General features: G+C 71.8%; 16 protein-coding genes. 12 read left to right on the forward strand and 4 right to left on the reverse strand.

Annotation, left to right across the window (positions count from 1 at the left end; genetic code table 11):
- The first annotated feature begins 18 nt into the window (after positions 1-18).
- The 7 genes from H9I49_RS21590 (at position 19) to H9I49_RS21620 (ending at position 4915) form a co-directional block, all read left to right on the forward strand.
- Positions 19-873: a 3-keto-5-aminohexanoate cleavage protein gene (locus H9I49_RS21590; RefSeq protein ID WP_188032471.1), complete on the forward strand. Its 855-nt coding sequence runs from the start codon at positions 19-21 to the stop codon at positions 871-873.
- 178 nt (positions 874-1051) lie between these two features.
- On the forward strand, positions 1052-1525 hold the full coding sequence (locus H9I49_RS21595) for a helix-turn-helix transcriptional regulator (RefSeq protein ID WP_188032472.1): 474 nt from the start codon (positions 1052-1054) through the stop codon (positions 1523-1525).
- A gap of 2 nt (positions 1526-1527) precedes the next feature.
- A complete protein-coding gene (locus H9I49_RS21600; protein WP_188032473.1) occupies positions 1528-2454 on the forward strand; it encodes a hypothetical protein in 927 nt (308 codons plus the stop codon).
- Between the two features lie 104 nt (positions 2455-2558).
- Entirely contained in the window at positions 2559-3554 is a 996-nt protein-coding gene (locus H9I49_RS21605) for an asparaginase (protein ID WP_370587691.1), read from the forward strand.
- 7 nt (positions 3555-3561) lie between these two features.
- Positions 3562-3987, forward strand: a complete 426-nt coding sequence (gene dtd / locus H9I49_RS21610; RefSeq protein ID WP_188032474.1) for a D-aminoacyl-tRNA deacylase — start codon at positions 3562-3564, stop codon at positions 3985-3987.
- A gap of 73 nt (positions 3988-4060) precedes the next feature.
- Positions 4061-4375: a DUF2516 family protein gene (locus H9I49_RS21615; protein ID WP_188032475.1), complete on the forward strand. Its 315-nt coding sequence runs from the start codon at positions 4061-4063 to the stop codon at positions 4373-4375.
- Between the two features lie 75 nt (positions 4376-4450).
- Positions 4451-4915: a phosphomannose isomerase type II C-terminal cupin domain gene (locus H9I49_RS21620; RefSeq protein WP_188032476.1), complete on the forward strand. Its 465-nt coding sequence runs from the start codon at positions 4451-4453 to the stop codon at positions 4913-4915.
- A 100-nt stretch (positions 4916-5015) separates the two neighbouring features.
- Here H9I49_RS21620 and H9I49_RS21625 read toward each other — a convergent pair whose 3' ends face one another.
- Entirely contained in the window at positions 5016-5993 is a 978-nt protein-coding gene (locus H9I49_RS21625; protein WP_188032477.1) for an MEDS domain-containing protein, read from the reverse strand.
- 118 nt (positions 5994-6111) lie between these two features.
- Positions 6112-6912, reverse strand: coding sequence for a class I SAM-dependent methyltransferase (locus H9I49_RS21630; protein ID WP_188032478.1), 801 nt, complete (start codon positions 6910-6912; stop codon positions 6112-6114).
- Positions 6913-7099: 187 nt separating this feature from the next.
- On the opposite strand from H9I49_RS21630, the gene mshA reads away from it, so the two are divergent.
- From mshA to H9I49_RS21645, 3 genes are read left to right on the forward strand one after another with little or no spacing between them, the layout of a single operon-like run.
- Positions 7100-8413 (forward strand): D-inositol-3-phosphate glycosyltransferase, encoded by a 1314-nt coding sequence (gene mshA, locus H9I49_RS21635; protein WP_188032479.1) that lies wholly within the window; start codon positions 7100-7102, stop codon positions 8411-8413.
- A complete protein-coding gene (locus tag H9I49_RS21640; RefSeq protein WP_188032480.1) occupies positions 8410-8937 on the forward strand; it encodes a YbjN domain-containing protein in 528 nt (175 codons plus the stop codon). The genes mshA and H9I49_RS21640 overlap by 4 nt, the downstream gene beginning before the upstream one ends.
- Before the next feature lie 24 nt (positions 8938-8961).
- On the forward strand, positions 8962-9705 hold the full coding sequence (locus H9I49_RS21645) for a phosphoglyceromutase (protein WP_188032481.1): 744 nt from the start codon (positions 8962-8964) through the stop codon (positions 9703-9705).
- A gap of 103 nt (positions 9706-9808) precedes the next feature.
- Here H9I49_RS21645 and phoU read toward each other — a convergent pair whose 3' ends face one another.
- Positions 9809-10519, reverse strand: coding sequence for a phosphate signaling complex protein PhoU (phoU, locus tag H9I49_RS21650; protein ID WP_188032482.1), 711 nt, complete (start codon positions 10517-10519; stop codon positions 9809-9811).
- 254 nt (positions 10520-10773) lie between these two features.
- Here phoU and H9I49_RS21655 point away from each other — a divergent pair, with 254 nt between their 5' ends.
- Together H9I49_RS21655 and H9I49_RS21660 are read left to right on the forward strand one after the other, a co-directional pair.
- A complete protein-coding gene (locus H9I49_RS21655; RefSeq protein ID WP_370587692.1) occupies positions 10774-12078 on the forward strand; it encodes a sensor histidine kinase in 1305 nt (434 codons plus the stop codon).
- A gap of 69 nt (positions 12079-12147) precedes the next feature.
- Entirely contained in the window at positions 12148-12831 is a 684-nt protein-coding gene (locus tag H9I49_RS21660) for a response regulator transcription factor (RefSeq protein ID WP_188032484.1), read from the forward strand.
- Between the two features lie 20 nt (positions 12832-12851).
- Here H9I49_RS21660 and H9I49_RS21665 read toward each other — a convergent pair whose 3' ends face one another.
- Entirely contained in the window at positions 12852-13373 is a 522-nt protein-coding gene (locus H9I49_RS21665) for a hypothetical protein (RefSeq protein ID WP_188032485.1), read from the reverse strand.
- Positions 13374-13585: the final 212 nt, after the last annotated feature.

The following is a 13585-nucleotide window of genomic DNA, read 5'->3' on the forward strand; positions in this document are numbered from 1 at the left end:
GCTGGCAGGATGTGCGGCATGAGCACCGCACGCACCGCCGCGAGCACCCTGATCACCGTCGCCCCGACCGGCGCCGAGACCGCGAAGGCGGACGTCCCGGCGCTCCCGACGACACCGGAGGAGCTGGTCGAGACCGCCGTGGCGTGCGAGCGCACCGGTGCGGCGCTCATCCACATCCACGTGCGTGACCGCGAGCACCAGCCCACTCTGGACGCGGTGTTCCTCAAGGAGGCCGTCGCCGGGGTCCGCGAGGCGACCGACCTGGTCGTCCAGCTCTCGACGGGCGGCTCGATCACCGACCCGCTCGAGCAGCGGTTGACGGTCCTCGACGCCGACCCCGACTCGTGCTCGTTGACGTGCGGCACGACGAACTTCGGCGACGGGGTCTTCCTCAACCCGTGGGGGTTCATGGTCGACCTCTACACGCAGGCCCAGGAGCGTGAGGTCGTGCCGGAGTTCGAGCTCTTCGAGCTCGGCCACGTCCACGCCCTGCGCCGGCTCATCGACGAGTGCGGCCTCCCCTTCGGCGGCAAGGTGCACGTCGACTTCGTGACCGGGGTGCCGGGTTCGATGCCGGGTACGCCGCAGGCGCTGCTCGCCGGCGTCGCGATGCTGCCGCCCGAGGTGACGAGCTGGTCGGCGACCGGAATCGGCCGCGCGCACCTGCCGATCCTCGCCGCGGCACTCTCGGCCGGCGGTCACCTGCGCGTGGGCATGGAGGACAACCTCATGTACGCCAAGGGTCGGCCGGTCGAGCACAACAGCGAGCTCGTGGCCCGCGCGGCGCAGATCGCGACGATCATGCAGCGTCCGCCGATGTCGACGACCGAGGCCCGTGCGGTCCTGGCCATCAAGGACCGCCGCACCCGCTGAGCTCAGCCATGTTTCGCGCGCTCATGCGATGAGCGCGCGATCCGTCCCGGGGCGCGCGAAACTCCGCGCGTGCGAGTGATGCTTCGCGCGCTCGGATCATGAGCGCGCGAAACGGTGTGGGCGGGGTCACGCTGTCCGGAGTTTGCATTTTGCTTGCTCGAGTTAGCACAATGGAGGTGTGAGCAAGCTTCCGCTACCCGACCTCGGGGCCTACTTGCGCGAGCAGCGCGAGAGTGCCCAGCTGTCGCTGCGCCAGCTTGCCGAGATGGCGGGCGTCTCCAACCCCTATCTGTCGCAGATCGAGCGCGGGCTGAAGCGGCCGAGCGCCGAGATCCTGCAGCAGATCGCCAAGGGACTGCAGGTCTCCGCCGAGTCGCTGTACGTCCGGGCCGGCATCCTCGACGAGAGGGTCGCCGACCACGACCCTGCGGCCGCGCCCGACGTCCTCTCCGCCATCGCCGCCGACCCGGTCCTCACCGACCGGCAGCGCGGGGTGCTCGTCGACATCTACCTGTCGTTCGTCGGCGAGGACGAGACGACGTCCCGAAGCACGCCCAGGACCAGACCCGCGCCGGCCGCAGCACCCCGCCGGCGCCCGTCGCGCAGCGCCACCGCTGACGCGACCCCCGAGCTCAACGAGAAGGAGAACTGAGCATGGCTCTCAACAAGAAGATCACCCAGGCCGTGAAGGACGCCCAGAAGCAGGCCGAGGCGGTTGTCGCCGACGTGCGTGGCCAGCTCGGCCACCTCGACGGCAAGCTGCCCGAGGTCACGGTCGACCCGACGCCGTTCTACGCGGTCGTCGGCGCCGCGAACATCGCGATCGACACCGTCCGCGCCGCCAGCGAGCAGCTCGAGGCCGCCCGCCGGCAGGCCAAGGGCGTCGACGTGCGCAAGGGCGCCAAGAAGGAGACCGACCAGCTCCAGAAGGACCTTCAGAAGCGGATCGCCGACCTGCAGGGCCGCACGCTCGAGCTCCAGAAGCTCGCCACGAAGTATGCCGACCGCTTCGTCGCGCAGGCCCAGGAGCTCCCGACCCGCGTCCTCAACGAGGGTCTCGTCATCGCGAGCAACGCCAAGGACCAGTACGACGCCGCTGCGGCCCGCGGTGAGAAGGTCGTCACCGACCTGCGCGCCCAGAGCGAGCGCACCGCGTTCGACCTCGCCGAGCGCGGCACCGCAACCGTGACCCGCGGCCGTCACGTCGCCGAGACCGCCGTCAGCGAGGGCGAGAAGGTCGCGCAGAGCCTGCTCGACGTCGTCGTCAAGGACGCCTCGAAGGTCGGCGCGCAGGTCTCGACGTCGGCCGACGCCATCGAGTCCGCCGCCGCGCCGGTCGCGCCGAAGCGCACCGCCGAGCACGAGAAGGCGGTCCGCTCGTCCACCGCGAAGAAGGCTGCAGCGACGCGCAAGGCCAACGAGACCGAGGCCACGACGACCCGCAAGGTCGCCGCCCGCACCTCGTCCGCCTCGTCCGCCGCGTCCTCGACGAAGGCTCCGGCCAAGAAGGCGACGACGACCACCGCCGCGAAGAAGGCCCCTGCCAAGAAGGCCGCCAAGAAGGCCGCCAAGAAGGCCTGACCGACCAGCAGGAACGAGGCCGTCACCCACCCGGGTGGCGGCCTCGTCGTTGTCGCCGGGGCTGGGCGCGGGCAGGTCACGGGCGCTCCGGCATACTGCGGGACGTGTCCGAACACCATGCGTCCCTGTCCACCAGCCCCGCCAGCGCAGCCGTCGCGGCCGCGCCGGTCGTCGCGCACGTCGTCCGTGGCGGATTCGTCGAGTCGGTCCACCACGGCACCGCGGTCGTCACCGCGCCCGACGGCTCCGTCGAGCTGCAGGTCGGCGACGCGAGCGGTCCCGTCTTCCCGCGAAGCTCGAGCAAGCCGCTCCAGGCGCTCGCCATGGTGCGGCATGGCCTGCAGACCGACGGCCGGCTGCTCTCGCTCGCGTGCGCGAGCCACTCGGGCGAGCCCTTCCACGTCGAGGCGGCCCGGGAGATCCTCGCCGGCGCCGGCCTGACCGAGACCGACCTGCAGAACACCCCGGACTACCCGTACGACGACGCCGCGCGCACCGCGTGGATCGCCGACGGCCGGCCGAAGCAGTCGATCGTGCAGAACTGCTCCGGCAAGCACGCGTCGATGCTCGCGACGTGCGTCGTCAACGGCTGGGACCTGGCGACCTACCGCGACCCCTCCCACCCGCTCCAGGTCGCCGTGGCCGACACCGTGCGCGAGCTGACCGGTGTCGAGCCCAGCGCGGTGGCCGTCGACGGCTGCGGGGCCCCCATCCACGCCGTGCCGCTGCGCGCCCTGGCCCACTCGTTCGGGCGCCTCGCCGCCGCCACCGAGGGGCCGGAAGCCAAGGTCGCCACCGCCATCCGCGAGTTCCCCGAGTACCTCGGCGGAGCCCACCGCGACGTGACCGCGCTGATCCGAGGCATCGACGGGCTCGTCGCCAAGGACGGCGCGGAGGCCGTCTATGCGGTGGGCCTGCGCGATGGCCGCGGCATCGCAATCAAGGTCGCCGACGGATCGTCACGCGCGCGCAGCGTCCTGCTCGCGGCCGTCCTGCGCCGCATCGGCGTCGGCGGTGACGAGGTGCTCGCGGTGCTCGAGCGGCAGCCGGTGCTCGGCCACGGCCAGCCGGTCGGTGCGGTCGTCGCCGTGGGCGTCTGAGGCCGCCATGCGGGCGGTGCTCCAGCGCGTCACGAACGCGCGGGTCGAGGTCGACGGTGAGGTCGTCGGCGCGATCGAGCGACCCGGCCTGCTCGCCCTCGTCGGGGTGACGCACGACGACGGCCCGGAGCAGGTCGACCGAATGGCCCGCAAGATCGCCGAGCTGCGCATCCTGCGCGACGAGCAGAGCCTGGCCGATGCCGGGGCGCCCGTCCTCGTCGTCAGCCAGTTCACCCTGTACGCCGACACCCGCAAGGGGCGCCGGCCGTCGTGGAGCGCCGCCGCGCCCGGGCCGGTCGCCGAGCCCGTCATCGCCGACCTCGTCGCCGCACTGCGGGCCCGCGGTCTCGAGGTCGAGCAGGGCCGGTTCGGCGCGATGATGGAGGTCTCGCTCGTCAACGACGGGCCCGTCACGCTCGTCGTCGACGCCTGACCCTGCGCCCACGGCCCCGGAGACCACCCTCGGACCGGACCCGTGCGGCATACGGCCGGGTTACGCTTCCCCCATGCAGCTGTACGCGGGATTCCAGAGCGTCGTCCTCACGATCCTCGGCGCCGTCGCCCTGGGCTGCGAGGTGTTCGCGTTCGTGGACTCCCTGCGCCACCCCGACAACGCCTACGTGGCCGCCGGCAAACGCACGCGGACCTTCTGGCTCGTCCTGCTCGGCGTCGCGCTGGCGATCGGCTTCGTCACGCTCTTCAACCCGCTCAACCTCTTCGGGCTGATCGCGTTCGTCGGCGCCGCGGTGTACCTCGCCGACGTGCGTCCCGCGCTGCGCCAGGTGCGTGGCCTCGGGGGTCGTTCGAACACCGGCTGGTGACCCTCGCGCCAGCGCTGGGGGCACCGGGTCTGCCGCGTACGGCACACTGGTGCACTCACAACCGATAGGAGAACCATGTCCGACCAGCAGCCCGCTGCTGCCGTCGTCGAACACGAGCTCGACGCCCACGGCCACCGTCACGAGTCGACCCCGAGCCACACGCCGGACGACTACGACCTGGGCGACCGCAACCCGACCGACGACATCTTCGTCGCGGAGCGTCCGTGGGGTGAGTTCCAGCAGTTCGTCTCCAACGAGCAGGTCACCGTCAAGATCATCACGGTGCAGCCCGGACACCGGCTCTCCCTCCAGCGTCATGACCACAGGGGCGAGATGTGGCAGGTCCTCGACGTGCCGATCGACGTCACGGTCAACGACAACACGTGGAGTGCGCAGCCCGGTGAGACCGTGTGGGTGCCCCGCGGGGCCATCCACCGTATGGGCAACTCGGGTGACGAGCCCGGTCGTCTCCTCGAGGTCGGCTTCGGTCACTTCGACGAGACCGACATCGAGCGCCTCGAGGACGACTACGTCCGCTGACGCCGGCGCCCACAACGCCACACCACGTATGCCGCCGGGCCCGGCCCGGCGGCATACGTGTACCCCGTCGTGGTGCGTTCCCGCGGCTCGCCGACCCGCGTCAGCCGGCGCGCGTCGGGTTCGCCTTGAGCGAGAGCTCGGCCCAGACGACCTTGCCGCCGGGGACCGGGCTGTAGCCCCAGCGCCGCGAGAGCGCCTCGACGATCGTGACCCCGCGTCCGCTGATGTCGTCTCCGGCGGCCTCCCGACGCTCGAGGGGCGTGCGCGTCGCGTCCTCGACGCCGATGCGCAGGCCACCCCGGCGCCGGTCCACCACGGCGCGGAAGGGCGAGGCCGCATGGTGCAGGGCGTTCGTCGCGAGCTCGGACACGATGAGGGCCGCGTCGGCGGCGAGCTCGTCGTGCCCCCACGACCGGAGCACGTCGACGACGAAGTGCCGGGCCGCCGGGACCGACTCGGGCGTCGGCAGGTAGACGCGCGAGCAGGCGTGGCCCCCCGCCGCCGCAGCGGTGTCGGTCGTCTCGGGAGAGCCCGTGGACGTCAGGTCGGTGTGCAGGTCGCAGACGCGACGCACGTCGACGAGCTCGGCGCGGTCGAGTGTGTCCGTGGGATAGGCGCAGAGGAGGGAGAACTCGTGCTCGCTGAGGATCTCGTTCCAGAGCAGCTCGAGGTCGATGGCGGCATCGACCTCGCCGTCCTCCCAGAGGATGGCGACCATCTCGCCGAAGGCACGGACGGGGCGGCCCGCGGCCGACGCCTCGGTCAGCACCTCGCCGACCCGTCCCATAAAGTGCTCGGGGTCGATGTGGCCCTCGACGAGCAGCTCACGCAAGGTCTCGTGCGCGTCGAGGACGAGGTAGCGGCCCGCGTCAGCGCGGGCGAGCGGGTCATAGCCCTGGCTCACGAGTCGGTCGTCGACAGCCAAGCGGTGCGCCTGCGTACACACGAGGACGACGCACTCATCGAGGTCCCACCCGGACGCGACGAAGCGCGCGACCGCGTCCATACCCTCACTGTCGAGCTCGTAGAACCCCACTGCATGACCGGGCCCCGACGCAGCCATGCCGCCGTGCGACATGGCTGTCATCGTACGCCGGCAGCACGGCGCGCGACCGCGACACGACGTACCGAATCAGCGCCCGTACGGCGCGCAGAACCCGCCCGAACCGGGCCGAACCCGCGCGAAACGGGCTGGCTCAGCGGGCGAGCGGTGCGACAGCGGACCAGTCCACGGTGAGCTCGCCGAGTCGCCAGCGAGGTGGTCCGTCGAGCAGCGGCCAGCGCTCGCGCACCTCTCCCGCCATGGCGAGGAAACGCTGCCGGGCACCCCATGACGACTGCGGCGCGCTCCGCGCCCAGGCGCGGTCGAGGTCCGCAAGAAACGCGTGGACGGGCTCGCCCGGCACGTTGCGGTGGATCAGCGACTTCGGCAGGCGCTCCGCGACATCGGACGGGCGCTCGAGCCCGCCCATGCGCAGGGAGATCGTCAGACTCACGGGGCCGGTCGCGTCGACGGCGACCCATGCAGCGCGGCGCCCGATCTCGTCGCAGGTCCCGTCGACCAGGAGGCCGCCCGGTGCGAGGCGTCCCTGCACCAGGGCCCATGCGGCTGGCACCTCCTCCTCGGGGTACTGGCGCAGCACGTTGAAGGCGCGCACGACGGTGGGGCGGGCGCCATCGTCCAGAGGGACCTCGAAGCCGCCGAGCCGGAAGGTGAGCCCCTCGCGCTCGAGCGGGCGTCCGGCGGTGACCCGCTCGGGGTCGATCTCGACGCCGACGACCTGCACGTCCGCGCGCACGCGACGGAGCCGGTCGTGCAGCTCCACCGCGGTGATGGGCGACGCCCCGTAGCCGAGGTCCACGACGACCGGGGCGGTCGGGCTGCGCCGGAGCCGCCACGCCTCGGGGCCGGCGATCCATCGGTCGCACCGACGCAGCCGGTTGGGGTTCGTCGTGCCTCGTGTGATGGTCCCGACGGGACGTCCTCGGCCGGCCACGTGGGCAGCCTACGCGTCGGCCCGTGACCCTGATGGCAGGTCCGGACGGTCGGTCGAGGGGTGTCGTGGTCCGGTGTGACAGCGTGGCGAGGTCGCGGCGCCCCGCCCCGGGAATCGGCAGGGCGCGAGACGGGTTGTCGGTTGGAGTGGTCAGGCAGGAGCATGGCCAGATGAAGAGAGGACGTCGATGACGGCGGAGCCGAGACGCGTGGCGATGATCAGCGTCCACACCTCACCGCTCGAGCAGCCCGGAACGGGCGATGCCGGCGGCCTGAACGTCTACGTCGCAGAGACCGCGAAGGAGCTCGCGGCCCGGGGCGTCGAGGTCGACATCTTCACGCGCCGCACGACCGGTGAGACGCCCGTCGAGGCCGACCTGGTCCCGGGTGTGCGTGTGCGCCACGTGACCGCCGGCCCCTACGAGGGCCTCGCCAAGGAGGACCTGCCGGGCCAGCTCTGCGCCTTCTCCGCCGGCATCATGCAGGCGGGCCTCTCGGTCCCCGAGGACCACTACGACCTCGTCCACTCGCACTACTGGCTGTCGGGCCAGGTCGGGTGGCTCGCCGCCGACCGCTGGCGCGTCGCGCTCGTCCACACCATGCACACGATGGCCCGGGTCAAGAACCTCCACCTGGCCGACGGCGACCGTCCCGAGCCGCGCGGCCGGGAGATCGGAGAGGTGCAGGTCGTCGAGGCGGCGGACCGCCTGGTCGCCAACACGGACGACGAGGCGCGTGAGCTCATCGAGCTGTATGCCGCGCCGCCGGCCAAGGTGTCCGTCGTGCCGCCGGGCGTCGACCTCCAGATCTTCACGCCGGGTGACCGGGCCGGCGCCCGGCGCGAGCTCGGCCTGCCCGTCGAGGGGCAGCTGCTCCTCTTCGTCGGCCGCATCCAGCCGCTCAAGGCGCCGGACGTGCTGCTGCGCGTCGCCGGTGAGCTCGTGGCGCGCGACCCGGCCCGCCGCGGCCACGTCACGGTTGCCATCGTCGGCGGCCCGAGCGGCAGCGGACTCACCCGGCCGCACGAGCTCGAGGAGCTCGCCCGCCGTCTCGGCATCGACGACGTCGTGCGCTTCGTCAAGCCTGCACCGCGTCCGGTGCTCGCGCAGTGGTACCGCGCCGCGGACCTCGTCCTCGTGCCGAGCTACTCCGAGTCGTTCGGCCTCGTCGCCATCGAGGCCCAGGCGTGCGGCACGCCCGTGGTCGCCGCACACGTCGGCGGCCTGCCGACGGCTGTCGGTGAGGCCGGCGTCCTCGTCGACGGGCACGCCATCGCCGACTGGACCGACGCGGTCGAGGGGCTGCTCCGCGACGACGCCCGCCGTCTCGACCTCGGCGCCGCCGCGGTCGAGCACGCCGCGCAGTTCGGGTGGTCCGCCACGACGGACCGCCTCCTCGACGTCTACCGGCAGGCCATCCGCGAGCGGGCCAACGGTTCCAACGAGTCACCCATCGACGAGGGCCAGAACCTCGTCGGCGTGCCGACGGCGGTCATCCCGTGACCACTCCCGACCAGGCGGGCTCCCCGGCGGCGGACGCGGAGGCCCGCCTCACGGCATACCTGGGCTCCGTCGGCCTCGAGTGGGAGCTCGGCGGGCGCTCGGGGGAGTACGTCGTCACGCTGCCCGGCGAGAAGAAGCTCAAGACGGTGCTCTCCCTGCTCGTGCGCGACCGGACCACGAGCCTCAGCGCCTTCGTCATCCGCAACCCCGACGAGAACCACGAGGTGTTCTACCGGACCCTGCTGCGCAAGAACCTCCGCCTGCAGGGCCTCGCGTACGCCATCGACACCGACGGCGACGTCTACCTGCGCGGCGAGGTGCCGACCGCGGCCCTCGATGCCGAGCACCTCGACCAGCTCTTCGGCGTGGTGCTGGCCGCGAGCGACGACGTCTTCAACGAGCTGCTCGCCCTCGGCTTCCTCGGATCGATGAGGAAGGAGTGGGCGTGGCGGGTGTCGCGGGGCGAGTCGACCCGCAACCTCGAGGCGTTCCGTCACCTGCTGGACGACGGCTCGGGCGGCTGAGCGGGCGTCGCTAGGCTGACCGCCATGACCTACACGCTCGTCCTCGTCCGCCACGGCGAAAGCGACTGGAACGCCAAGAACCTCTTCACCGGCTGGGTCGATGTGGACCTCACCGACAAGGGCCGCGCCGAGGCCGTCAAGGCCGGGCAGCAGCTGAAGGAGGCCGGCATCCTGCCCGACATCGTGCACACGTCGGTGCAGCGCCGGGCCATCAACACGGCCAACCTCTCGCTCGACGCGGCCGACCGGCACTGGATCCCGGTCAAGCGCGACTGGCGCCTCAACGAGCGCCACTACGGCGCGCTGCAGGGCAAGAACAAGAAGCAGACCCTCGAGGAGTTCGGCGAGGAGCAGTTCATGCTCTGGCGCCGCTCCTACGACGTGCCGCCGCCGCCGATCGACCTCGACGACGAGTTCGCGCAGACCGACGACCCGCGCTATGCCGGCCTCGGCGAGGCGATGCCGCGCACCGAGTGCCTCAAAGACGTCGTCAAGCGGATGACGCCCTACTGGGAGACCGAGATCCAGACCGACCTCGCCGACGGCCTGACCGTCATGATCGCCGCCCACGGCAACTCGCTGCGGGCCCTGGTCAAGACGCTCGACGAGATCTCCGACGACGACATCGCCGGCCTCAACATCCCCACGGGTATGCCGCTCGTCTACGAGCTCGACGAGCAGTTCCGTCCCGTGACCCGGGGCGGGCGCTACCTCGACCCCGAGGCCGCAGCCGAGGCGGCCGCGGCCGTCGCCAACCAGGGCCGCTGACCACCCGGACCCACCCCGGCCACAGGCCCGACCACCCGTCGAGAGGCCAGAAGTCCCACGACTCCTGGCCTCTCTACGGTGGAGGGGTCAGAGGGTGGAGCTGTCAGACGGTGGTGCCGCGTTCGAGGTCGGCCACCGTCTCCTCGTCCTCCTCGTCCTCGTGGTCGACCGTCTGGTCGTACTCACCCGTGACGAGGTAGATGACGCGCCGGGCCACCGACACGGCGTGGTCGGCGAAGCGCTCGTAGTAGCGGCCGACGAGGGTCAGGTCGAGGATGCTGCTGCGCGACCACGACGTGTTCTCGTCGAGCAGGGCGGCGAAGAGCTGCCGGTGCAGCTCGTCCATCTGGTCGTCGTCCTTCTCCAGGGCGATGGCCGCGGCGACGTCCTTGCTCGCGATGATCGAGCCGCACTTGGCCACGATGGACTCGGCGACCTGGCCCATCTGGAGGATGTGCGAGCGCAGCTCGGCGGGCACGGCCGACTCGGGCGTGCGCAGGCGGGCGACCTTGGCGACGTGCCGGGCGAGGTCGCCCATCCGCTCGAGGTCCGAGCTCATGTGCATGGCAGTGACGACGATGCGCAGGTCGGTGGCGACGGGCTGCTGCCGGGCGAGCAGGTCGATCGACAGCTCATCGAGCTCGATCCGGATGTCGTCGAGCTTGCGGTCTGCCTCGATGACCGACTCGGCGAGGTGGACGTCCGCGTCGAGGAGCGCGGTCGTGGCGCGGGAGATGGCGGACCCGGCGAGACGGGTCAGCTCGACGAGCTGGTCCGAGATCGTGTCGAGGTCCTCGTGGAACTGGTCGCGCATGGTCTTCCTGTCGGTTGCCGGTCGTGCCGTGAGGCGCGGTCGTGGCGCCGTCACGGCGCGGTCGTGTCGGAACAGCGTGCCACCGCGAGGTGCGTGGGCGGCATACGTGACGGGGAGACACGCCCCCGCTCGTGCCGAGGCTCGCAGGGCATCGTGAATGCGTGGGGACCGTCAGGTGAACAGTGGGTTCACGCTGCGCACGGGCGGGGCGCTCGTGGTCCGAGCCTCGCCCCCGGATGCGTACGCTGAGTGTCGTGGATCCGACGACCGCGGCAACGCTCGGTGGAATCGCCGGCCTCGCCCTGGGCGGCCTGGCGATGGTGGCCGTGCGCCTGTCGGACCGATCGACCGCAGCCGAGACGCCGACGCTGCCCGACCCGCCGCTCCCACCGGGTGTCGGTGAGGTCATCGCCGTCCTGCGCTCCAGCGGCATCCTCGTCGACTCGTCGGACCGCGTCGTCAACAACTCGCCGGCCGCCGTCGCCCAGGGGCTGGTCCGCGGGCAGGAGCTCGTCCACCCCGAGCTGTTGCACCTCGCGCGCGCCGTACGCCGCGACGGCCTGATCCGCGAGGCCGAGCTGATCCTCCAGAAGGGCATCGGCGAAGGTCGGCTCGTCGTCGCGGCGCGGGTCGCCCCGCTCGGCGCGCACCACGTGCTCCTCCTCGTCGAGGACCGGTCCAAGGCGGCGCGGGTCGAGGAGATCCGCCGCGACTTCCTCGCGAACGTCAGCCACGAGCTCAAGACCCCCGTGGGTGGCATCTCGCTGCTGGCCGAGGCCGTGCTCGACGCGCACGACGACCCCGAGGCCGTCGCCCGCTTCGCCAGGCGGATCAGCGTCGAGTCCACGCGCCTGACCCGGCTCGTCAAGGAGATCGTCGAGCTGTCCCGGCTCCAGGGCGCCGACACCGTCAAGGACCCGACGATCATCGACGTCGGCGCGTGCGCGCACGATGCGACCGAACGCAGCCGCCTGCTCGCCGACGAGCACCGCATCGAGCTGGTGGCCGCCATCGACGAGGGCTGCGAGATCTGGGGCGACGCGGAGCTCGTGACGACCGCGGTCAGCAACCTCATCGGCAACGCGATCGCCTACTCCGACGACGACACCCGCGTCGGCGTCATGGTGCGGCGCGGACGCCCCGGCGTCATCGACGTCTCGGTCACCGACCAGGGACTCGGCATTCCGGCAGAGGAGCAGCAGCGCATCTTCGAGCGCTTCTACCGCGTCGACACGGCCCGCTCGCGCACGACCGGCGGGACCGGGCTCGGGCTCGCGATCGTCAAGCACGTCGCCGACAACCACGGCGGCAACGTCTCGGTGTGGTCCGAGCCCGGCCGCGGCTCGACCTTCACGATCGAGCTGCCCGCGGCCAACGCGTCGACCGCGATCGAGCCCGCCTCCGCAGCATCCGCCGGCTCGAGGCCCGAGCCCTCACTGCCTGACCCGCCACACGCTGACCCCGAACCCTCCGACCCAGAACCCCCCGACCCCGCACCCTCCGACCCGGCGCCGGAGTCGGCCCGCGGGTCGGGCCCCGCCCCCTCCGTCAACGCCTGACCGCTTCACCCTGATCACCAGCCCGAGCACCCACCAGCCCCACGTTGCCTGACCCGAGAGGCCCACACCTTGAGTCGCATTCTCATCGTCGAGGACGAGGTGTCGTTCTCCGACCCGCTCTCCTACCTGCTGAAGAAGGAGGGCTACGACGTCGCGGTCGCCGAGACGGGGCCCGACGGTCTGGCCGAGTTCGACAAGAACGGCGCCGACCTCGTCCTGCTCGACCTCATGCTGCCCGGCCTGTCCGGAGTCGACGTGTGCCGCGCGCTGCGACAGCGCTCCTCGGTGCCGGTCATCATGCTCACGGCCAAGGACAGCGAGATCGACAAGGTCGTGGGCCTCGAGATCGGTGCCGACGACTACGTCACGAAGCCCTACTCGAGCCGCGAGCTGCTCGCGCGCGTCAAGGCCGTGCTGCGCCGGCTGGCCGAGCCGGAGGACCTGCTGCCCTCGACGCTCGAGGCCGGGCCGGTGCGGATGGACGTCGAACGTCACACCGTCAGCGTCCAGGGCCGGTCGGCGTCCTTGCCGCTCAAGGAGTTCGAGCTGCTCGAGATGCTGCTGCGCAACTCCGGCCGCGTCCTGACCCGGATGCAGCTCATCGACCGTGTCTGGGGCAGCGACTACGTGGGCGACACGAAGACGCTCGACGTCCACGTCAAGCGCCTTCGCGCGAAGATCGAGCCCGACCCCGCCAACCCGGTGCACATCGTCACGGTGCGGGGGCTCGGCTACAAGTTCGAGGCCAGCTGAGCCAGGAAACCTCGGGAGGGTCAGCTGCCGGTCGGCGCGGGGGTGACCGTGGAGTAGTAGCCCTTCGCGGGCAGGACCGGCACCTTGACGACGGTCGTGCCGCCCGCGCTCGACGTGACGACGACGGGGACGAGGCCGCCCGGCTTGGTCTTGACGTCGCGCAGCTGCAGCCCCTTCGTCGTGAGGTTGACCTGCTCACGCGGGGCGAGCTCGAGCTCCGAGCCCGACGGGGGCGTCGTCGCGTCGGCCCCGGCCTGCGGCGCGATCTGCACGGTCATGCTGTCGTTGCCGAGGTTGATAGCCGAGCCGGAGATGACCACCGTGCCGTTGCCGTCACCGACGAGGGCGAGGTCGCGCACCGCGAGCTGGCCCACGGTGGCCGGCACGCCGTCGGCCGGGACGTAGGTGTTGTCGGTCTGGACGGGCGAGTTGACCTGGCATCCGGTCGTCACGGCGGCGAGGGCCACGCCGGCGAGGATCGCCGACACCCGGCGGGTGGACGGGCGACGCGCGGCGGTCAGGGCGGGGAATCGACGGTTCACGGGCGACAGCCTACCGGCGAGCCGTTGCCGCGAGCCGTGCGCCTCCGCACGGCGGCGAGTCCCGTCGGCGCGGCCCCCGAGACCGGACCGCAAGGCCACCGCGAAGCCCTCCCGGAGCCGCGCCGGAGGACGTGGACGGCTCGTCCGATGCACGCCGAACGGCGTTCTGTCAAGACGTCACCAAGCACCTGGTGGACCCTCACAGTGGCTCT

The organism is Terrabacter sp. MAHUQ-38, assembly GCF_014518425.1.
In the GTDB taxonomy this organism is placed as follows: domain Bacteria; phylum Actinomycetota; class Actinomycetes; order Actinomycetales; family Dermatophilaceae; genus Terrabacter.